This window comes from Rickettsia japonica YH (assembly GCF_000283595.1).
GTDB classification, from domain to species: Bacteria; Pseudomonadota; Alphaproteobacteria; order Rickettsiales; family Rickettsiaceae; genus Rickettsia; species Rickettsia rickettsii.
The window spans coordinates 284,993-307,054 of sequence record NC_016050.1 but is presented as its reverse complement, the minus strand read 5'-3'; the positions used below and the strand labels follow the sequence as shown (position 1 = coordinate 307,054).

Genomic DNA, 22,062 nt, shown 5'->3' with positions numbered 1-22,062 from the left:
TAGACCTTATCTCGTAGCTCTTATTTCATTCCTGCAAAAGCAGGAATGACACTTAGACTACTTTCTTTCTTGATCTATCATAGCCATGGCATTCATAAATTCTAATACTCTTGTATCACTAAGGATCTGATCAATAGCTTTATCATTAAAGGTTAGTCCGACGTCTTTACTTTTTACATCCACGACTAAAGATTCACCGTCTTTTAATTCAGAATTTTTACTAAAAACTTCTATTGCCCTAAAGCCGTATTGCTTTATTACTGAAGATTGTTTTCCTAGATTTAAAGCAAATTCCTTAGAATCTTCTATTTTATTAAGCACCGGTACAATAGCATTATTAGTATAATGCACAAAATTATTTATAACCGCACTCGGATCCGATAATTTTATTACGCTTTCTAGATTCAGAGGATTATCTATAGTAGGCATATCAATATCAATAGCAAAATTAAAATCATCCATTACAAGATTAGTTTTACCGGATAATTTTTTTGCTTCAGGATCAAACTCACCTTTTAAATTAAATTCGGAATTATTTATTTTTGCAAAAACACCCATTACTCTTTCCCCATCTTCTTGAGTAATAGGGCTAGTTAGTTTAAAAATTTTATCTAACTCAGCTCTTTTGTTTAAACCATTACTAAAGTAGCTTCCTAAAGCTTCAGCTGCCGTTTTTTGGTATGTTTCAGAAGGTTCTATAGTAGATTTAATATGTAAAGCAAAATCAAAAATTTTATCTTTTTCTATATTTAATTTATATAAATTACTTTCTACTTTTCCTTTTCTTTCAATATCACAAGCAAATAAAAACGGCTTACCTTTTACTAATTCTCCTAACATCTGCATAAAAATAACAGCATGCATATTCTCATCTTGCTTTTGATCTAGAGAAAAATTTTGAATTAATAATTTCCCAAGCGCTACTAACTCATCACTATATTTTAGTTTTAATTTGGAATTGTAAGAAATAGGTAAATTCAATATATCTAACTTTGTCAAACCATACTCAAAGAAAGTAGTATCAGAGTCATTAGCTATTTGATCTCTCAAAAATTCAAAAATTTTATCATATAAATTTCTTCTGTAATTTTCAGAAATAAAAGAAACAGTATTTTTTCCATCCAAAATTAACAAATTAAGGTTATCCGATGTCTTAGTATTAGTAATTACAGAATTACTAATATCACTCTCTGCTAATTTTTCTGCATCTAGAGAACTATAAAGAGTTGATTTATTGTCACTCAAGCTTAATTTCCAATAATCAGGCTCTCTATTAAACAAAGATTTTCTAAACCAAATTGTTGTATGATGATCAGGTGAGTACAAAATATTTTTTTCATCTTGAGCGGTAGTAATTTTTACATTATTTCCGTAAGAATCAATTTTTGTAATATTCAAAAACGGTATATGTCTAATAACTATTTCATCAAAATAAAAATCTATAGGTTTTAACATTACTTTATTTAAAGTAACACTAAATCCATATTTATTAACTTTTATTGCATCATAAGTTATATATTCTTCATATTTATCAAGAATAGAGATAATATTTTCTTTACTTTGATGTTCAAATTTATAGGCAGCATATCCCCACCCTACTAGGATTAGAGCTATAAAGCTTATTATAACAAATCGTATTTTCATCTTTTTTACTGTAAAAAATTATTAAAAATCAGAAATGTTGTTCCTGCGTAGACACCTAATCGTCATTGCAAGCAGCCGTAGGCTGCGTGGCAATCTCATGAAATAATAACAAGCTCCTGAGATTGCTTCGTCAATTACTTTGTAATTTTCCTCGCAATGACGAAAAACCGAACTTTGTAATAAAACCTTAAACAGTTCAAAATAGCATATATCGCTTAAAAAATATATTTATTTTTCTTTTAAACGATCAGCTATTAGCTGATATGATTCAAAAACCTTATTTGGTTCTTTTTCAAGCAATTCAAATCCCAATTTTTCATTACTGTTAATATGCCATAATCTACAATTATCCGGACTAATTTCATCAGTTAACATAATGATAGATTCTTCACCGTTAAACACACGCCCAAATTCTAATTTACACTCAACAAGCCGAATCCCGACACCGATAAATAAGCCGCTTAGAAAATCATATATACGCAAAGCCTGATCTTTTACCGCTTTAATTTCATCCCTAGTTAACCAGCCGAAATTTAATATTTGATACTCATTAACTATCGGATATTTAAATTCACGACTTCGGACCTTAAAATCAATGATAGGTTTATCAAATACATACCCTTCATCAATTCCGAATTCTTTTACAAATCTACTGCACGCTACTGATGATATTATTACTTGTATCGGGAAAACCTCAACATATTGAATTAATTGCTCCCTCATATTTATTTTTTCGATAAAATGATTTTCAATGCCGATCATTTCCAGTTTATCCATTAGAAAGGAAGAAATATTATTATTAAGTACTCCTTTACCTGATATATCAACCATCTCACCTGTTTCTAAAATAGCCTTATCGGAAAAAGCCATTATAAGTAAAAAATCTTCTTCGGCAGAATATAAAATTTTACTTGAACCTTCATATAATTTTTTTTTCATTTATTTGTCTCAAAATTCATTTTCCTCATCATTGCGAGAAAATTACGAAGTAATTGACGAAGCAATCTCAGGAACTTGTTATTATTTCATGAGATTGCCACGCAGCCTACGGCCGCTCGCAATGACGACTCTGGTATCCACACAAGCATATCATTAAAATCCCTGAAGATCATTCGGACCGATAATTGCCGACGTAGTAGTACCACTAAATATTTTATTTGCCGTATTAATAATATCATCAGCTTTTATGCTCATGATAATTTCCATAATCTCTTCAGGAGAAATATATTGACCGAAAACAGAATAATTTTTACCTATTTCTTCTGACTTATAGGTATTTTTCTCTTGAACCATTTGTAAATTACTACGCAGTTGTGTTTTAGCTCTAAGAATCTCTTCTGTGCTTACTTGTTCAGTCATTTTTATTATTTCGTTTTTAATCTCTCTATATAATAATTCTAATTTATCATGTGCAGTGGATGCATAAATTGTAAACACTCCACTATCAAAATAAGCACTATTATAACTACCTACTGCATATGCTAAACCTAATTTCTCACGAATACTTTGAAATAAACGCGATGACATACCGCCACCGAATATTATAGAAAGTAGATGGGTTTGGTAAAGCTTTTCTAAATTAATATATGATGTACCTTCAAACCCTAGCACTAAACTAGTTTGCTCTAACTCCTTATTAATAAAGCCGTTTCCGCCTATATATTTTGCCGGAATAAAGCTACTTTTTACTCCTTGCTTCAAAGAAGAAAATAACTGTTCCGCTATAATTACTATTTTATCATGATCAATATTACCGGCAATTGATAAATAGAGATTTTCAGCATTATAATGTTTATCTATAAAATTAAAAAAATGTTCTTTCGTAAAAGTTGCAAGGGTTTTAGCAGTACCTAAGATTGACTTACCCAACGGTTGTTCTCTATAAACTTTATTATAAAATTTCTCATATACTAGGTCATCTGGATTATCCTGATGATGAGCAATTTCCTGCATGATCACCTGATATTCCTTAGCTATTTCCTCATCAGCAAAAATAGAATTTTGAATTATATCGGCAAGTATATTAAGTGCTTTATCACAATTTTCAGACAAGACTCGTGCATAATATACCGTATTCTCATGACCGGTATAGGCATTAAAATGTCCACCTATAGCGTCAAACTCTTCCGCTATCTGTTTTGCCGTTCTAGCTTTTGTACCTTTAAAAGCCATATGCTCAAGAAAGTGAGATATGCCGTCCTCTTCTGCATTCTCATAACGTGCTCCAACTTTAGCAATTAAATTTATTGCTACCGAATTAACATAAGGCATATTATATGTTAAAATTGTCAAACCGTTTTTTAATTTACTAACATTAAAATTTTCTTTCATAATTTATCTTTTATTTTCTAAATTGTCATTGCGAGGAGATGCATAGCATCGACGTGGCAATCTCAGGAATTTTATATTACTTCATGAGATTGCCACGCTCCTTATAGTCGCTCGCAATGACGTTTTTTGATTTAAGCGATGACTCTCTTAACTTCGTAAGCCTTAGAAATCTTGCAAAAGCAAAAATTATTGAATCTACAAAACCGTCAAAACCAAATACAAAATAGCGTCTGATAAAAAACGCTTTAAAAAACCACCATATCATTTCAGTTGTTAAACGAAAATTTGAAAGCTTTTTTCCTTGCTTAACTAAATCTTTTGCTTGCTCGCTAGAATAAAAATTTGCTTTAGTGACCAACTGCTCAATTGAAGTACCCGAATAATGATAAGCAGCTTCATTTAATAGATAAATTTTACCTGCAAAATCAACATCTTTATTAAATATTACCGAATCATGAGTAGTACTATTTACGGTATTTGCAAAGCTTGCAAATTTTTTATTATACAACCGAGTACATTTATTAAATGGAGCAAACATTCGTGGCTTTTGGTCATTACGATGCATTATTAACAGCTTTATTTGATAAGCTAAATAACGATCTTGATTATGAGAGGCAAAAATATACTCTATTTCGTCTTGTAACTCTTTAGACAACTCCTCATCGGCATCAATATTAAGAACCCAATCATTTACGCAAAGGCTTTCGGCAAAAGATTTCTGTCCTACATAACCAAGCCACGGTTTTATTACTACCTTTGCTCCTAATTTTTCAGCTATTGCTACCGTATCATCAGTACTTTCGCTATCGACTACTATCACCTCATCAGTAATATTTTTTACGCTATTTATAGCTCGTGCTACCCTTGCGGATTCATTTTTAGTAATAATAAATGCTGAGATTTTTTCAGTTAATGACTTATTCATAATGCGTATACATTCTAAGAATTTTTACAACTTTTTCTTGTTTGTAAACTTCACAAACCAACCTATGTTGAATATTAATTCTTCTTGAATAACAACCGCTAAAGTCACCAACGAGCTTTTCATATGGAGGGTAAATTTTCCAAGGATCAGTACTAACTATGTTTAATAAAACTTCTACTTTATTCTTTAAACCGGCTTGCACTATTTTCTTAGCATCTTTTTGTGCTTGTGTAGTATAACGAATTATATACATTTATAAAAAATTACCAATTTAATTTATCGCTACACTTTGCTATAGGCTCTGCTCGTCCTTCAATTAGAGACTTATGCATATTTGGAATAGATAATAAATATAAAGTTTCTTCCATATTACGATAATCTTCTTCTGAAATTATAACTACATTATTTCTTTTACCTTTAATATAAACAGGTTTGTGTACATCAGAAACATAATCTATAAGTTTATAAAGCTTACTTCTTGCTTCGCTTGTATTATATATTTCCATTATTTTTTCCTTATAATTAGTGAGACTTAATATTAATAACGTACTATAAACAGTACGTTTTGTCAAGGTTATATTCCTACTATCACCCTAAACACCAGCTTAACTACATAAGTTAAAAGTAATGTGGATAATAATCCGCTAAGCCATAGGATAATAAACCATTGCCACCCTTTGAGACAAGAGGTTATTTTCTTAAATTTTTTAATATATCGGATGATGAGATGATTTGCCACGGAATATATAATAACAATAGAATGTGTAGCCAAGTATGACAGGTAGGAATATCCCAGCCCCTATCAACAGTAAAGACTGTGACTCCGGTGCTGCTGCTGCAGTTTCAAGCGTAACTTTATAAGGAACGATATATGGCCATATGCTTATCGCGAGCCCTAAATATCCTAATAAAAATAACAAGATTGTATAAATAAACGGCTTTACTTCTTTTTTCTGCTTAACGGCTTTAATTAACTTGATAAATATTAAAGCAGTTACAATAGGTACAATAGATAAATAGTAAATATTAGGTACGCTAAACCAACGATGATTTATGTGGTTATTTAAGAAAGGAACCCATAAGCTTACAAGCCCCATAAAAAGTGCAACGTAAAATAAAATATATAAAACAGATTTATAAGCCCAATCTTGTGTTGTCTTTTCTGTTTTCAGAATAAGCCAAGTAGCACCCAATAGTGCATAACCGAATATTAATGCTATCCCCGTCATAATGGAAAAGGGAGTAAGAAAATCAAAGCTCCCTCCTGCAAATTCTCGTCCTTCTATCTCTATTCCTTGGACAAACGTACCAAGCATTAAACCTTGACAAAAAACAGTAAGCATAGAACCGAAATGAAAAGCGTAGTCCCAAATATAACGATGACCTATATGAGCCTTAAAACGGAATTCAAAAGCTACACCACGAAATATTAGACCGAGTAACATCAATATAATAGGAATATATAAAGCCGGCATTAATAGCGAATATGCCAACGGGAAAGCCGCAAATAAACCACCGCCGCCAAGTACTAACCAAGTTTCGTTACCGTCCCAAACAGGAGCAATAGAATTGATCATTTTATGACGGCAATCATCAGTAGGTGCAAACGGAAATAAGATTCCTACTCCTAAATCAAAACCGTCTAATAAAACATATAAACAAATAGCGGTAGCTATAAGCCCACCCCAAACAAGCGGTAAATCTATATAAGGTGCAAAATTTAACATAAGCTTATTACTTTTCTAATAATGGGTTATTCAAACCACTCTCTCCGTACATTTCTTTATTATCTATCACTTCTATACCTTTCTTTATCAAATGCATTATATAATATATACCCGCTCCGAAAATGATCACATACACTACTATAAAAGCAATTAGAGAAATAAATACATATTTGCCGAGTACCGGTGATACCGTATCCACGGTTTTTAAAATATTATATACTATATAAGGTTGTCTACCTACCTCGGTTACGAACCAACCGGCAAGTACTGCAATAAAACCTGAAGGTGACATTAATATATACCAATATTGAAACCAATGCGTAGTATATAATCTTTTCTTCAAGTAAAGATATAACCCTACAACACCTATAAATACCATTAAACAACCGATTCCTACCATAATACGAAAGCTAAAAAATACTACTGCAACTGGCGGACGCTCTTCTTTTGTCCATTCTTTTAATCCTTTCACTTCACCGTCTAAACTATGCGTTAAGATTAAACTACTAGCATAAGGTATTTCTACAGCATATTTTGTTTTTTCTTCTTCCCCGTCAGGAAAGCCGATAAGATTAAAAGCTGCCCCTTTTTCTGTATTCCAAATACCTTCCATAGCCGAGACCTTGACCGGCTGATATTTAAGAGTATTTAAACCATGCAGATCACCAATAACTATTTGAATAGGTGCAACGATTAACGCCATTAACACCGCCATAAAAAGCATAATTTTAGCATGCTCTTTATAACGATTATTTAGTAAATAAAAGCTAGCTACACCACCAATAACAAAAGAAGTAGTTAAATAAGCCGCCGTAATCATATGGAAAAAGCGATATGGGAAAGAAGGGTTAAAGATAATTTCTAGCCAATTTAAAGGATAAAAGAATCCTTCGCCTCGCAGTTCAAAACCAGCAGGCGTATGCATCCAGCTACTAGCTGCAAGTATCCAAAAAGCTGAGATTACAGTACCAACGGCAACTATTAACGTAGAAATAAAATGTACTTTTTTACTGACTTTATTAAAGCCGAATAACATTATACCTAAAAAAGAAGATTCGAGGAAAAAGGCAGTAAATACTTCAAAACCGAGAAGCGGACCGAGGACATTTCCAACCTTATCTGAAAAATTCGACCAGTTAGTACCGAATTGATAAGACATTACAACGCCCGAAACTACTCCCATACCGAAAGTAACGGCAAAAATCTTCACCCAAAATTTGTATATTTCTTGATAAACCGGCTTTTTTGTTTTCAACCATAACCCTTCAATTACCGCTAAAAAGCTTGCAAGCCCTATAGTACAAGCAGGGAATATTATATGAAAACTTATGGTAAAAGCAAATTGAATCCTTGATAATAATCCTTGATCAAATTCCATATTTAGGCTACTGTTTTAAGATAATAAGCTTTGTGACAATAACAATATACTCCCAGTGTAATAACGTATACTTAATACGTGAATACCACAGTACTTATAGGACGACGTAGCCAATTTTTCAAATTAAACGAGTATACAATATTTGATTTCATTATCAACCTTTGCTATTATTAAATTCTATCTGATTAGTTTTAACAAATTTTCCTTTTTCGGAGTTCCAATTATAATGAACATTTACTATTCTTACTTCTGTAACATTAATATCACCATTGGGCAATTGCGTTACATCATACCCTTTTCGGATAGAATCCGTAATTAATAAACTTGCTTGACAAATATATTTTACATCAAAGAACGGAGAATCATCTTCCTTAGACTTTTCTTGTTCTTCTAAAAAATTATTAGATAATTCTTTTTCTTGCATTTCTAATGATGTTGAAGTTATTTTCTGAATTTTGTAGCATTATTTAAGGTAAGAAGCAAGGCTTGTTTATTATTTTTCCACAGATTTAATATTTTTAGGTATATTTTAAAATAATTAAATTAAAATATGCTCCAAAATAACACGAATTAATATATTATTTTAAAATCGAGGTACATTATCGTGATAAAATACCCTACTTTATCTAAATCAACATTTAGCTTAGGTATTTATTTTTTAAAATTCGATAAAGTTAAAATGACTTTATTGACTGTAATTTGTATTTTACTCGGTATGATTCCGGCGATTGATAGTATATTACTTCAGAAAATCATTGATTTAATAGAATCTTTCAGCGATAAGAACGCTAATAATCTTTTATCTTCCATGATTTACTGGGCAGTATTTTATGCTCTTTGGTGGGAGAGTATTAATATAGCATATCGTTCATATGATTATTTGTATCTCAAGACTATGCCCGTAATAAAAGGGAAAATACTAAATGAACTTTATAATTATACCCAATATCATAGCCATAAATTCTTTCAGGATAATCTAGCAGGACATATTAGCAATCGTATTACCGAAACTGCAAGATCGTTTGAGATGATTATTTCAATATTCGGTGAAAAAATTCTTCGTAAACTCGCTATTATTGTATTTGCATTAATTGCTTTATATTCGGTACATTACGTTTTTGCTACGATATTTATTTTATGGATTACGGTTTTTTTAGGACTTAGTGTTCTTTTCTCCGATAAAATCAATAAATACTCATTAAATTATGCTAGAAGCCAATCTTTTGTTGCCGGTAGTATCGTAGATGCAATTAGCAACATTAATGCGGTTAGAATGTTTACAGCCCATAAATTTGAACGTCAACATCTAGAAACAAGAGTAGAAAATGCCGTAGCCGATGAGCAGACTATGCAATTCTTTATGTTCAAATTGCGTTATGCTCTTGGGACTTCTTGTTCAATAATGATTTTTATAATGATTTATTATTTATCTAAACTTCGTAACGAATTATCTATAAGCATAGGTGATTGCGTATTAGTGCTAACATTATGTATAAATATAGCAGACGATATTTGGGATTTAACGCAAGAAATCGGTGATATGTTCGAGCAGGTCGGGGCATTTAATCAAGGCTTATCTTTAATGGCACCGCATATTATAACTGATATTGAAAACGCTACTCCATTAGATATCAAAGAAGGGGTTATTGAATTTAGAAATGTTACATTTAATTATCATCATAATAACAATCTATTTTATAATAAATCGGTATTAATACCGAGTAAACAAAAAGTAGGACTAATTGGATTTTCAGGTTCAGGGAAAACCACTTTTATTAGTTTACTCACTAGGTTACATGATATAGAAGAAGGAATGATTTTAATAGATAATCAAAATATTAAAAACGTAACTCAAGATTCTTTAAGAAAAGCCATTAGCCTTATACCTCAAGAACCGGTGCTTTTTCATCGTACCATTTTGGACAATATCAGATACGGGAAAAAAGAAGCTACTCTTGAGGAGGTTATAGAAGCAGCAAAAGCTGCACATATTCATGATGTTATCGATAATCTACCGGACGGTTACGATACTATGTGCGGTGAACGGGGGAATAACTTATCAGGCGGTCAACGTCAAAGAATTATCATAGCAAGAGCCATCTTAAAAAATGCTCCTATTTTAATTCTCGATGAAGCAACAAGTAGCTTAGATAGCGAGACGGAAAGCCTGATTCAAGAGTCAATGGATTATTTAATGCAAAATAAAACCGTGATAGTCATTGCCCACAGATTATCTACTTTACTCAATATGGATAGAATTTTAGTTTTTGAAAAGGGAAGTATAATCGATGACGGTAGCCATACAGAATTACTAAAAAATAGTAAGCTATATCAAAAATTATGGAACTCTCAAGTTAAAGGGTTAATAGTGTGAGGAGGTATTACCCATGTATTATGTCATTCCTGCGAAAGCAGGAATGACATAATACCAGCCTCAACCTTTAAACTAAATCATTATGAGCCACTATTTCTCCTGTTGCTTCAACTTGAAGTAGTCCATACTCTGTCATCGCTTTTGTTGCACTCTCAGGTAATTCTATCTTATCTGTAGCATTACTATCAATAATATCTTCAATTTTTAAAATGCATAAAAACTCTAAAGGCGGTATCAATTTAGCTATCTTTTTCTCTAATTCTATTAATGGTTGTTTTATAGAATCATCCAAATCCAAACTCATTTGATTTGAAAATTTATATAGTTCTAATAGGCGTTTTATATACTCATCCTTAGAAACATCTTTTACAACCGGTAATATTGCTGCTTTCCATTGAACAAATGCAGCTAAATCTTTCTTGTCAATAGCCTTAATTTTCTTGTAATCATTCTCACGAAATACGGATTCAAGCGTTAAAAGAGCTTTCAGAGGTAAATTGCTTCCTTGTCACGGACCATTTGACCGTCAAGATCGAGTATATCCGGATTAACACCATATTGTAAAAATACTTTTACCTTATCTGTACTCTGCTTCCTATCATTAAGCTCTCTAGTTAGGTCTACTAAACTTTTAAATGCGGTTTTTTCACAACGGATAAATTCCATATTAACACCATAAGCGAGCAATTTAGTTACCATGGCTATATTTGGGTATAGGAACGTACATATTTCTAAATAAGTTATATTGTCACCTGTTACGTAATTAGGATCCGCACCATTTTCAATTAGAAATGTTGCCATATCAAAATGTTGAGCTGTTAGGACAGTGTGAAAAACGGTCATACCGCTGTTGTGGTCAAGGATTATATTTGCACCTTTTGCAAGTAGAAGCCTTACTATCCCTTTCTGATTATTATGACACGCAAAATATAAAAAAGATTTAGCCTCACCTTCCAATGTATATACTTCTGTATTTGGATCAATATTTAAAGCGGTTAACATACTATCAACTAAATCATAATCACCTTGACAAATTGCTTTAACTATAGCAGTGTCAGAAGATCTTGCTATTTTATCTACAGTGCAGTATGCCATATTGGACACACTAGAAATATTTGTATTTGGATCTTCAATCAAAGCTTTGAATTCTTTGACAAAACTTTCTCTAAAAAATTTATATCTTTTTATTTTATATATATTATTAAATCCCATATTTTGCTGTTCTTCTATATCTTTACTGCTTAATATCTCATGAAATTTATTTCTAATTATATGGTTATCATAGTATTTCCCTTAATGATTCAATTGATAGTATTTTGTATCGTACAGAAAAAAATCATTTTATCAACAAATAGTTGATTTATTAGTAAGCAATCAATAAACTAAAATATTATATTAAATATTGTCATATGCTGTTATAATCACTTTTTTAGCCACTAATATTTAAACAATGAAACTATCTGATTTTGACTTTGATTTACCAAGCGAACTGATCGCACAATATCCATCTAGTGAACGTGATAACTCAGATTTACTAATTGCTGTTACGCCGCCTATTAAAACCAAATTCTACAACATAATAGATTACTTAAAAGAAGGGGACTTATTAGTCTTTAATAATAGTAAGGTAATAAAAGCAAAGTTAAATTTGGGGAAAAATGTTACAATAAATTTGAATCAAAAATTATCAGATGATAGTTGGTCGGCTTTTGCTAAACCAGCTCGAAAGCTTCATGTAAATGATGAATTTTATTTTGATAATCATAAGGTAATTATTACCGAAAAACTTGCAATGGGTGAGATTAAAGTAAAATTTGAGCTTAATGATATTTCTGTATTCGAGTTCTTAAATAAATACGGTGAGATGCCGCTACCGGTTTATATTAGGCGTTCACACTCATTATGTCATCCCGTGGCTACGACCATGGGATCCAAAAAATATTTAAATAATGACTGGATACCGTGGTCAAACCACGGGATGACAAACACTCAAAACGACAACGACCGCTATCAAACTGTCTATAGCCAAATAGAAGGTTCAGTTGCAGCACCGACGGCAGGTTTGCATTTTACAAAGGATATACTTGATAAGCTTAAGGCAGAAGGCATACAAGCTACATTTTTAACATTACATGTGGGAGCTGGAACTTTTTTACCTGTAAAAACCGAAAATATTCATGAACATAAAATGCATACCGAATATTGCTCTATTACTCCTGACACTGCTGAAATCATAAATAAAGCAAAGCAAGAAGGGAAACGTATTATCGCAGTCGGCACTACAACACTTAGAACACTTGAGAGTTCTTGCAATAACGGCATCATAAAAGCAGGTAGCTTTGAAACCGATATTTTCATAACCCCAGGTTTTAAATTTCAAACAGCCGATATGCTACTTACTAATTTCCATTTTCCTAAATCTACTTTATTTATGCTTATATGTGCTTTTGCCGGATTTAAAGAGATGCATGAATTATATAAATATGCTATAAAAGAAGCAATGCGTTTTTTTAGCTACGGCGATGCAACGCTTTTATGTAGGAAATGATAATCACAACCGTCATTGCAAGCAACTAAAAGGAGCGTGGCAATCTAGCAAAAATAACAAAAAATGCCAAAGGTTAGCATTTTTCACTGGATCCCGTGGTCAAACCACGGGATGACGGAGGTGAAATTGATCCACATAACAAAGCCTTCCTGCTTTTAGCTAGGAACGACATTTTAGAAAAAACCTATAACAAACTAGATAAAAAATATTTTGGATGATTAAATCCTCTACTTTATTAATACGAGATTCAAAACAAACTGTTTTACGAGAAGAATTAAAACAGCTGGCAACAGCACTTAATAAGCCTAAAAGTTTATTCAAATTCTTTAATCAAAACAACTTAAAAAGCGGAATTTATTTATACGGTCCGGTGGGCAGCGGTAAAACTATGCTCATGAATTCTTTTTTTAAAGAATTAACCACACCTAAAATAATAATACATTATCAGAACTTTATGCAGGAAATTCATAAATCTATGCATAAATTACAAACAGCAAATCAGAAAGATATCATCCCTAAAATTGCTAAAAACTATGCTAAACAAACTAAAGTGTTATGTATAGATGAGTTTGAAATTAAAGATATTACTGATGCAATGATAATCGGTAAATTATTTAATGAATTAATAAAGCAAAATATTTTTATTTTTATAACTTCTAACACGAGTCCCAATAATCTGTACAAAGACGGATTACAACGAGAATCTTTCTTACCTTTTATAAAGATAATCAATAATACATTTTATGTTAAATATCTAGATAATCAACATGATTATCGATTTGATAAAGCGTTAAGAGTTAAAGAGGCAAGGATAATTTATCCTTTAACTTTAGAAAACCAAAACAAACTTGAAAAAATTATCACGGATATTAGTGATAATAATCTTGCTCCTCAAAATATACAGGTTCTAGGTCGAGAAATATCCTTTCAAAAAGTGCATAAAAGAATATTAGTAACAGATTATAATGAATTATTTACAAGAGACTTAAGCTATATCGATTATGTTAATATTTGCCAAAATTTCAACGTTATTATAGTGGGGAACATTCATACTATCGATGCTAACGATACAAATACAGCCGTTAGATTTATCAACTTTATCGATAATGCCTATTTCTATAAAATACTCTTATTTATGAGCCTAGAAGATAACCCAAATAAAATATATCAAGGTTCAGCACGAGCCGCAGAATTTAAACGCACTACTTCAAGACTAAATGAAATGAATAGCGAATCTTATTTATTAAATAATGATTTTAAGAATTAACTTCAATTTTCGCTAAAAAAACTCTTTAATTACTAATTAAAATTTATTTACAGATGACCTCTAAGAAACTTAATAAATTCATCAATATTGATCTTTATATTGTCTTCTAAATGCTCTTCTGTTGTCTGATCTACATAAAAAGGATAATAATCGCATGACATATAATTTTCCATTCTTTTATAAAAACTTCTAGAGGGAGTTGTACCGTGATCAATCTCTACTACTTTGCATTTTGGAGCCGCAAACATAAAGTTAGCAAATCCTGATCCGTGCGATCCAACTATTATTTTTGCTTTATTAAAAAGCTGGGCCTGTTTATACGGGAAGGATAGCTCTAGATATATTACTTTAAAACCGGATCTCTAAATTTTTTCTATTAATTCCTCTTCATTAACTATTTTTCGGGTAGAAGCGTATTTACGAGAAATATATATTTTATCGTATGCTTTACTATTATCTTTAATAAAAATATTTCTTAAATCTTTTTTTAACCATAAAGGCAAAGGCGTACCTTTTACCGGAATAAACGGTACAGATGGAACAATTAGTCTAGTAGCTTGAATTATACAGTCACTATTTACTACAAAAAGCTTATCTTCCGGTATATTTAAATAATTTAATACTATTTCTAATGACTTAATTTGCCATGAATATTTTAAATTATTAATATAGATACGATCATATTCAAGAGCTGATTCTTTTAATATAATTAATCTAGGCAAAATTTGTAGCAGCCAATGATACCAATTTTCAGAACCAGAAGATGAAATTACTGCTAATTTTCCATTAAAATATAAAGGATTTTCAGTATTAATATCTCGTTTTTTTAATAAACTATGTTGATCACCTAAGCTTGTTTGAGTATCTTGTAGAATATAACCTTCTTGAGTTAAAATTCTACCTTCATTAATTACTGTGCCGTTTGGTAACTCTAAAATAAATTGACCAGTATTTTTTTTTCTTTAAATAGCTTTTTAATTTCTATGTTAGATTTTAGCGATTCTATGGAAATAAATTGATGTTTATTTTTTAATGCGTCAGCATTACTAATATAGAGAAAGGTAAAAATTATGAATATAAAATATCTCATAAAGAGAAAGAACGATAATTAAAAATTTGCATTGCAAGCTTGGCAGCGACTTACTCTCCCATGCCTTATGACATAGTACCATTAGCGCTATGAGGTTTCACGTTCGAGTTCGGGATGGGATCGTGTGTTTCACTCATGCTATAACCACCAAGCTAGCAATACAAACTTTTAAAAAGATAGATTTGTATTATAGTTTGCTGTTAATGTTGTTACACAACTCAAAAAAATTCTTAATATCATATCTTAACTTTTACTACGATACTCAGCAAAATAATTTTCGCTGAATATCGTGGCAGGGCTACAGTATAACATTAGTTATGCAATAACATTTTTATTAGTTGATAACAAGCTATTTAACCTGATAACTTTGTGAATAGATACTACACTCTTATAACATTAACACTATATGCATATGTAATCTCACAGCAAAGTAAATCAATCGAGCTATTAGTATCGGTTAGCTACACACATTACTGTGCTTCCACACCCGACCTATCAACGTGGTGGTCTTCCACGGCTCTAATGGGGAAGTCTAGTTTTGAGGGGGGTTTCCTGCTTAGATGCATTCAGCAGTTATCCCTTCCGTACTTAGCTACCCAGCTGTGCCGTTGGCACGACAACTGGTCCACCAGGGGTACGTCCACCTCGGTCCTCTCGTACTAAAGGCAGATCCTCTCAAACTTCCTACACCCACGGCAGATAGGGACCGAACTGTCTCACGACGTTCTAAACCCAGCTCACGTACCACTTTAATCGGCGAACAGCCGAACCCTTGGGACCTTCTCCAGCCCCAGGATGTGATGAGCCGACATCGAGGTGCCAAACGATTTCGTCGCTATGGACGCTTGGAAATCATCAGCCTGTTATCCCCGGAGTACCTTTTATTCGTTGAGCGATGGCCCTTCCACTCGGGACCACCGGATCACTATGACCGACTTTCGTCTCTGCTCGTCTTGTCAGACTCGCAGTCAGGCTAGCTTATGCCATTGCACTCTAAAAGTTGATTTCCGACCAACCTGAGCTAACCATCGCGCGCCTCCGTTACTCTTTGGGAGGCGACCGCCCCAGTCAAACTACCCACCATGCATTGTCTCGGATCCTGATTCAAGGATCTCGGTTAGATGTCAAGAACCAAAAGGGTGGTATCTCAAGGGTGACTCCACAAAGGCTGACGCCTTCGCTTCGTAGTCTTCCACCTATCCTGCACATCTGATTCCTAACACCAGTGCAAAGCTATAGTAAAGGTTCACGGGGTCTTTCCGTCTGACCGCGGGAACTCCGCATCTTCACGGAGAATTCAATTTCGCTGAGTCGATACTGGAGACAGTGGGGAAATCGTTACGCCATTCGTGCGGGTCGGAACTTACCCGACAAGGAATTTCGCTACCTTAGGACCGTCATAGTTACGGCCGCCGTTCACTGGGACTTCAATTCAGAGCTTGCACCCCTCCTTTTAATCTTCCAGCACTGGGCAGGCGTCAGACCCTATACGTCGTCTATTGACTTTGCAGAGCCCTGTGTTTTTAATAAACAGTCGCTACCCCCTAGCTTGTGCCACCTGCACATGGTTGCCCATATACAGGTCATCTTTCTTCCGAAGTTACAGATGCAATTTGCCTAGTTCCTTCAGCATCGTTCTCTCAAGCGCCTTGGTATACTCTACCTGTCCACCTGTGTCGGTTTTGGGTACGGTCTATAATGAAAGTGTTATTTCCTGGAAAATATTCACCGCACAATCAATCCAATAAGACTGTACAATTTACTATTTTCGTCACATCCTTCAGGTTCAGGAATATTAACCTGATTCCCATCGATTACGCCTTTCAGCCTCATCTTAGGGGCCGACTAACCTTGCGCAGATTAACTTTACGCAAGAACCCTTGGACTTTCGGCGAGAATGTTTCTCACATTCTTTATCGCTACTTATGTCAGCATTCTCACTTCCGATACCTCCAGCAAACCTTACGGTTCACCTTCGCAGGCTTACGGAACGCTCCGCTACCATTTATGCCAAATGCATAAATCCGCATCTTCGGTACATGACTTGAGCCCCGTTACATTGTTGGCGCAAGAAAACTTATTTAGACTAGTGAGCTATTACGCTTTCTTTAAATGATGGCTGCTTCTAAGCCAACATCCTAGTTGTTTTGGTCTTCTCACATCCTTTAACACTTAGTCATGATTTAGGGACCTTAGATGGCGGTCTGGGCTTTTTCCCTCTCGACTATGGACCTTAGCACCCATAGTCTGTCTGCTATGCTGTACTCATCGACATTCGGAGTTTGATTGAGTTTGGTAAGTCTGTGGGACCCCCTAGCTCATTCAGTGCTCTACCTTCGATGGTAATCGCTATAACGCTCTACCTAAATAGATTTCGCGGAGAACCAGCTATATCCGAGTTTGATTGGCCTTTCACCCCTAACCACAGCTCATCCCCTACTTTTTCAACAGTAGTGGGTTCGGTCCTTCAGTGGATTTTACTCCACTTTCAACCTGGCCATGGCTAGATCACCCGGTTTCGGGTCTAATTCATCTAACTAAACGCCCTATTCAGACTCGCTTTCGCTACGCCTACACCTAACGGCTTAAGCTTGCTAGATAAACTAAGTCGCTGACCCATTATACAAAAGGTACGCCGTCACAAGACATATAAATACGCTTGCTCCGACTGCTTGTAAGCATTTGGTTTCAGATACTATTTCACTCCCCTTGTCGGGGTACTTTTCACCTTTCCCTCACGGTACTTGTTCACTATCGGTCACTAGAGAGTACTTAGGCTTAGAGGGTGGTCCCCCTATGTTCAAACAGGATTTCACGTGTCCCGCCTTACTCAAGGACTTCAAACTTTTTACCTATACGGGACTATCACCCTCTATGGTCAACCTTTCCATGTTGTTTTAGTTATTTTTTGAAGCCACTGGCCTGGTCCGCGTTCGCTCGTCACTACTAACGGAGTCTCGGTTGATGTCCTTTCCTCCAGCTACTTAGATATTTCAGTTCGCTGGGTTTGCCTCATATAGCTATGTATTCACTATACAATACCTAATAAATTAGGTGGGTTTCCCTATTCGGAAATCTTCGGATCAAAGTTTATTCGCAACTCCCCGAAGCTTATCGCAGCGTATTACGTCCTTCATCGCCTTCTAGTGCCAAGGCATCCACCAAATGCTCTTATTATATTTACTTACGCTTTTAACTTGAGATTACACAATGCATACAGAATTAATTTCACAATTATTTTCAGCATCTACTCACGATATAAATTTTTATTATCGCGGTGTATTTAGTTTTTAGCTTTATCAACTTTTTAAACAGCTACAAAATTTTACGCTTCAAACTTTGTGTGATGATTTTATATCTATATTTTTAAAGCTTGTCAAACACTAATTTCAAATAATTTTAATTTTATTTCTTATGAGAGAGCTTAAAGTTATTTTAACCTCTTTTTAAAGTAGACTTTGTCGGCTTTTTGTTTAGATTTGCGGTCCCCAATTTTGTATCTACCTTACCGCCTAAATCTTCCAACAAAAATCTGCCTTTTTGTAAAACATGATTTACTGCTGTCATTTCTCCTTCTCTTTTTACCAAACCGCTTTGAGTTTTAACCAACAATAATTTACCGTCTTTTCTAAAGACTGGATTTTCATCAATTGCAAAATCTTTAGTTATACTTAAATTACCGTTCTTATCAAATGTACCTAAAATATTTTTCTGTAAATCAGCAAATACGGCATGAGCGTATAATTTTGACATTTCTTTTATTTGCTTTGGATTGTTTATATGTTTGCCTGCTTTGTTAATAAAGCCGCTAATTTCATATTGAGATGTTTTACCATGTGGAGTTTTTTTCACAAAAAATTGAGTTTCCGTAAGTAGCTTAGTTTGATCCTCTACTTCATCATCTACTATATTAATGACTTTCCTTTTTACAGAATAAATATCACTATTCTTTTCAAGCTTTGAGGTAAACTCCTTAACGTCTCAATTATCATTAAACCTAACTTCTTTTTTATCTTTACCCATAATAATACTCTTATTTTAATACTGTATCTTTTAAAATATTTGTACCACGTAAAAATTCTTCTATATTCAAAGCTTTTTTACTCTCTTGCTGAAGTTTTTTCACTCGTAATATACCGCTTCCACAAGCTATTTCCAGCTTATCGCTAATAACGGTACCGGAATTAAAGTGATGATCCGCATTTAAATATTCTGCTTCAAGGATTTTAATTATTTTATCATTATAACTAAAATATGCTCCGGGCCAAGGATTCATGCCCCTTATTTTACAATCTATTTTATATGCGGATTCATGCCAATTAATTTTTCCTTCTTCTTTAGTTAATTTATGAGCATACGTAACGCCGTCACTTGGCTGTGTTATTGGTACTATATTATCGATATTTGCAAGTGTTTTAATTAATAACTCCGCTCCGAGATTTGCACATTTGTTATGCAGTTCTTCCAATGTTGTTCTTTCTTCTAAATAAAAATCTTCTTTCATAAATATATCACCTGTATCAAGCCCTGTATCCATACGCATAATACATACACTACTTTTCCGGTCACCCTCTATAATAGTACGCTGCAGAGGAGCCGCTCCTCTGTGACGAGGCAAATCGGATGGATGGATATTAAGACAGCCGTATTTCTTAGCTTCTAATATAGCTTTCGGCACAATAAAACCATATGCAATAACAACTATAATATCAGCATTAACTTTATTAATTAGATTTATTACTTCATCATTACGAAGAGTAGAAGGAGTATAAACAGGAATTTGATGCTCAAATGCTAATTGATGTATTGGCGATTTAGCTAAGTTAAGTCCTCTGCCCTTAGCTTTAGGCTGCTGTGTAAAAACAGCTTTAACTTCGTGATGAGTTATAAGTTTTTTAAGAGCGGGAACAGCGAATTCAGGCGTTCCCATAAAGATTACTTTCACACTATATTATTTTTGAGTTTCTTAAGCTTACGAAGTACTACATCTCGTTTTAAATTACTTAAATAATCAATCATAAGCTTACCTTCTAAATGATCATACTCATGCTGGATAACTCTTGCAAGCCAATCATTTGCTTTAAGCTCTTGAGATTTACCATGATAGTCTAAATACCTAATCTTTATAGATTCCGGTCTTGCGACCTCAATACGTTGCTCCGGTAATGAGATACAACCTTCGTTAACCGTAACTAGCTCTTCTGATTTTTCTATTATTTCAGGATTCACTATAAAAAGCGGATAAAAATCTTTTGGTCTTGCTACCGAATCATGATCTTTTATATCAATTACTAAAATACGTTTCAATACCCCTACTTGTACTGCTGCAAGCCCTACACCGTCTTCATGGTACATAGTTTTAAGCATATCATCCATAAATTTTCGTGTGTGATCGGTAAACTCTAAAACCGGCTGAGATTTCTGTTTTAATCTTTCATCAGGTGCCGTTACTATCGGTAATATTGACATAATAATTAAATCTTAATATTTTATTTTAATATACTATAAAATCACCAAAATGTAAAGAAAGCAAACATGCCTAATTCCGGCAATAGTTGCATAATAAACTCACCTATTTGCAATAATTTGTCGAATTAATAATATTTAGTACAAAATAATAGCAAATATCAGATAACATGTTTAATAAATAAGGCTTGCATAAAATTAAGGAGGAATAATCATGCATTGGGGTGATATTGAAGAAATTGCCGAACAACTCGAAGAACATTGTAGCGATCAGTATAATGAAAAAAAAATTTCATTATTAAAGCTAGAGAAACTGATTAGAGATTTAAAGGACTTTGAAGATGGAGCGAAAAAAGTCGCAGAAGTTACATTAGAAGAAATTTTAGACAAATGGGAAGAATTACGTGAAGAAATTAGAGAAATTGATTAAGTAGCTTTTGAGTTATTTTCAGACATTTATAAATTAACTTTATAAAAATACATTATAATCAATAAAAATATAGCAACTGCCTGAAAAAAAACTCTTAAAGTCATTAACTGTGAACTAAATTTTTTATCAAACTTTCCTCCGATAGCCATCGATACTACCCCTATAATAAGAACCGCAACGGTTAAACCAATCGCAATTAATAACCACATCATAATTTATTACCAATATATCACTTTCCACACAAAGATTATATGCTGTTTCTCTTTTAAATCAATTATCTAATATTTGAGATTTGGTTAAAAAATTCACTAATTCTTCGTAAAAAATAATAATTCAAAGAACACAAATATCTAATTTATCAAATATAGATAATTCAACAATTACTTTAAAAGAAAAAGAGATATTAGGCTCTTGCGTTCTTATTAATTTTTGCTCAAAAATATCTAACAATACAAATAATTTAATTTTCTGCACGCAAGAACCTAGAATATTTTGAGAAACCTCGTCCTATTGCTAAAATATTTATTAATGCTCACGGTGGAACATGACTTGCTCTATGCAAATTTGCTTAAATTAAGCTTTCTGAGTTACACTATATATATTATCTATCAGTTTAACAAAAACACCATTTCCTAAAACATTAGTGATCACAGGATCAAATAAGATATAAAGAGCTGTAATCAGAGACATCATATTAGTATTAAAACCTAGATATTGTTCAAGTATAGGAAGCATTACAATAATTCCACCACCTGGTATAGCTGCTACTGAAAATTTTGCCAATACAAAATAAAAAGTAAAAATAAAATAATTAAATAAAGTAGGTTCAGCTAATCCATAACTTTTTAGTATAGTATAAGCCAAAATCGGTATGGCAAAACA

22 protein-coding genes, 2 rRNA genes and 1 pseudogene are annotated in these 22,062 nt (G+C 33.1%); 4 read left to right on the top strand and 21 right to left on the bottom strand.

Annotated elements, in window-relative coordinates; genetic code table 11:
* Window positions 1-57: 57 nt before the first annotated feature.
* The 9 genes from RJP_RS01585 to RJP_RS01545 all read right to left on the bottom strand — a co-directional run bounded on the left by RJP_RS01585 (window position 58) and on the right by RJP_RS01545 (window position 8,429).
* Window positions 58-1,644, bottom strand: coding sequence for a hypothetical protein (locus RJP_RS01585; RefSeq protein WP_014120595.1), 1,587 nt, complete (start codon window positions 1,642-1,644; stop codon window positions 58-60).
* Between the two features lie 228 nt (window positions 1,645-1,872).
* On the bottom strand, window positions 1,873-2,583 hold the full coding sequence (locus RJP_RS01580; protein WP_014120594.1) for a phosphoribosylaminoimidazolesuccinocarboxamide synthase: 711 nt from the start codon (window positions 2,581-2,583) through the stop codon (window positions 1,873-1,875).
* Window positions 2,584-2,736: 153 nt separating this feature from the next.
* Complete coding sequence (locus tag RJP_RS01575; protein WP_014120593.1) at window positions 2,737-3,975, bottom strand: M16 family metallopeptidase; 1,239 nt, start codon at window positions 3,973-3,975, stop codon at window positions 2,737-2,739.
* Window positions 3,976-4,051: 76 nt separating this feature from the next.
* On the bottom strand, window positions 4,052-4,900 hold the full coding sequence (locus tag RJP_RS01570) for a glycosyltransferase family 2 protein (protein WP_014120592.1): 849 nt from the start codon (window positions 4,898-4,900) through the stop codon (window positions 4,052-4,054).
* Window positions 4,893-5,153, bottom strand: a complete 261-nt coding sequence (locus RJP_RS01565) for a Txe/YoeB family addiction module toxin (protein WP_014120591.1) — start codon at window positions 5,151-5,153, stop codon at window positions 4,893-4,895. Before RJP_RS01565 ends, RJP_RS01570 begins: the two co-directional genes overlap by 8 nt.
* 10 nt (window positions 5,154-5,163) lie before the next feature.
* Window positions 5,164-5,406 (bottom strand): type II toxin-antitoxin system Phd/YefM family antitoxin, encoded by a 243-nt coding sequence (locus tag RJP_RS01560; protein ID WP_014013992.1) that lies wholly within the window; start codon window positions 5,404-5,406, stop codon window positions 5,164-5,166.
* Window positions 5,407-5,607: 201 nt separating this feature from the next.
* Complete coding sequence (gene cydB, locus RJP_RS01555; protein ID WP_014120589.1) at window positions 5,608-6,627, bottom strand: cytochrome d ubiquinol oxidase subunit II; 1,020 nt, start codon at window positions 6,625-6,627, stop codon at window positions 5,608-5,610.
* Between the two features lie 7 nt (window positions 6,628-6,634).
* Entirely contained in the window at window positions 6,635-8,005 is a 1,371-nt protein-coding gene (locus RJP_RS01550; protein WP_014120588.1) for a cytochrome ubiquinol oxidase subunit I, read from the bottom strand.
* Between the two features lie 154 nt (window positions 8,006-8,159).
* The gene (locus RJP_RS01545; RefSeq protein ID WP_014013989.1) at window positions 8,160-8,429 is read right to left on the bottom strand and encodes a DUF2671 domain-containing protein; all 270 of its coding nucleotides are present in this window, start codon (window positions 8,427-8,429) and stop codon (window positions 8,160-8,162) included.
* 180 nt (window positions 8,430-8,609) lie between these two features.
* Between RJP_RS01545 and RJP_RS01540 the strand changes: the two genes are divergently transcribed.
* On the top strand, window positions 8,610-10,379 hold the full coding sequence (locus tag RJP_RS01540) for an ABC transporter ATP-binding protein (RefSeq protein WP_014120587.1): 1,770 nt from the start codon (window positions 8,610-8,612) through the stop codon (window positions 10,377-10,379).
* Between the two features lie 67 nt (window positions 10,380-10,446).
* On the opposite strand, the gene RJP_RS10225 is transcribed toward RJP_RS01540, so the two are convergent.
* On the bottom strand, window positions 10,447-10,683 hold the full coding sequence (locus RJP_RS10225) for a hypothetical protein (protein ID WP_014120586.1): 237 nt from the start codon (window positions 10,681-10,683) through the stop codon (window positions 10,447-10,449).
* A 182-nt stretch (window positions 10,684-10,865) separates the two neighbouring features.
* On the bottom strand, window positions 10,866-11,591 hold the full coding sequence (locus RJP_RS10220; protein ID WP_014120585.1) for an ankyrin repeat domain-containing protein: 726 nt from the start codon (window positions 11,589-11,591) through the stop codon (window positions 10,866-10,868).
* Window positions 11,592-11,829: 238 nt separating this feature from the next.
* On the opposite strand from RJP_RS10220, the gene queA reads away from it, so the two are divergent.
* The gene (gene queA / locus RJP_RS01520) at window positions 11,830-12,927 is read left to right on the top strand and encodes a tRNA preQ1(34) S-adenosylmethionine ribosyltransferase-isomerase QueA (protein WP_014120584.1); all 1,098 of its coding nucleotides are present in this window, start codon (window positions 11,830-11,832) and stop codon (window positions 12,925-12,927) included.
* Window positions 12,928-13,141: 214 nt separating this feature from the next.
* Window positions 13,142-14,194, top strand: coding sequence for a cell division protein ZapE (zapE, locus tag RJP_RS01510; RefSeq protein ID WP_014120583.1), 1,053 nt, complete (start codon window positions 13,142-13,144; stop codon window positions 14,192-14,194).
* A gap of 47 nt (window positions 14,195-14,241) precedes the next feature.
* Here zapE and RJP_RS10215 read toward each other — a convergent pair whose 3' ends face one another.
* The 7 genes and pseudogenes from RJP_RS10215 to def form a co-directional block, all read right to left on the bottom strand.
* Complete coding sequence (locus RJP_RS10215) at window positions 14,242-14,442, bottom strand: glycosyltransferase family 61 protein (RefSeq protein WP_231839156.1); 201 nt, start codon at window positions 14,440-14,442, stop codon at window positions 14,242-14,244.
* 30 nt (window positions 14,443-14,472) lie between these two features.
* Window positions 14,473-14,916: pseudogene (locus RJP_RS01505) on the bottom strand (glycosyltransferase family 61 protein); the annotation flags it as partial.
* A gap of 405 nt (window positions 14,917-15,321) precedes the next feature.
* Window positions 15,322-15,436, bottom strand: a 5S ribosomal RNA gene (rrf, locus tag RJP_RS01495).
* A gap of 274 nt (window positions 15,437-15,710) precedes the next feature.
* Window positions 15,711-18,470: ribosomal RNA gene (locus RJP_RS01490) — 23S ribosomal RNA — on the bottom strand.
* A 249-nt stretch (window positions 18,471-18,719) separates the two neighbouring features.
* Entirely contained in the window at window positions 18,720-19,136 is a 417-nt protein-coding gene (locus RJP_RS01485) for a hypothetical protein (RefSeq protein ID WP_014120582.1), read from the bottom strand.
* Between the two features lie 181 nt (window positions 19,137-19,317).
* Window positions 19,318-20,229 (bottom strand): methionyl-tRNA formyltransferase, encoded by a 912-nt coding sequence (fmt, locus tag RJP_RS01480; RefSeq protein ID WP_014120581.1) that lies wholly within the window; start codon window positions 20,227-20,229, stop codon window positions 19,318-19,320.
* Window positions 20,226-20,753: a peptide deformylase gene (gene def, locus RJP_RS01475; RefSeq protein WP_014120580.1), complete on the bottom strand. Its 528-nt coding sequence runs from the start codon at window positions 20,751-20,753 to the stop codon at window positions 20,226-20,228. The genes fmt and def overlap by 4 nt, the downstream gene beginning before the upstream one ends.
* Window positions 20,754-20,964: 211 nt before the next feature.
* Here def and RJP_RS01470 point away from each other — a divergent pair, with 211 nt between their 5' ends.
* Window positions 20,965-21,180, top strand: a complete 216-nt coding sequence (locus RJP_RS01470) for a Fe-S cluster assembly protein IscX (RefSeq protein ID WP_014013980.1) — start codon at window positions 20,965-20,967, stop codon at window positions 21,178-21,180.
* 26 nt (window positions 21,181-21,206) lie between these two features.
* On the opposite strand, the gene RJP_RS01465 is transcribed toward RJP_RS01470, so the two are convergent.
* The 3 genes from RJP_RS01465 to RJP_RS01455 all read right to left on the bottom strand — a co-directional run bounded on the left by RJP_RS01465 (window position 21,207) and on the right by RJP_RS01455 (window position 22,044).
* Entirely contained in the window at window positions 21,207-21,392 is a 186-nt protein-coding gene (locus RJP_RS01465; protein ID WP_014120579.1) for a twin transmembrane helix small protein, read from the bottom strand.
* A 121-nt stretch (window positions 21,393-21,513) separates the two neighbouring features.
* On the bottom strand, window positions 21,514-21,654 hold the full coding sequence (locus RJP_RS01460; RefSeq protein WP_037215256.1) for a hypothetical protein: 141 nt from the start codon (window positions 21,652-21,654) through the stop codon (window positions 21,514-21,516).
* 99 nt (window positions 21,655-21,753) lie between these two features.
* The gene (locus RJP_RS01455; RefSeq protein WP_024704466.1) at window positions 21,754-22,044 is read right to left on the bottom strand and encodes a cation:dicarboxylate symporter family transporter; all 291 of its coding nucleotides are present in this window, start codon (window positions 22,042-22,044) and stop codon (window positions 21,754-21,756) included.
* Window positions 22,045-22,062: the final 18 nt, after the last annotated feature.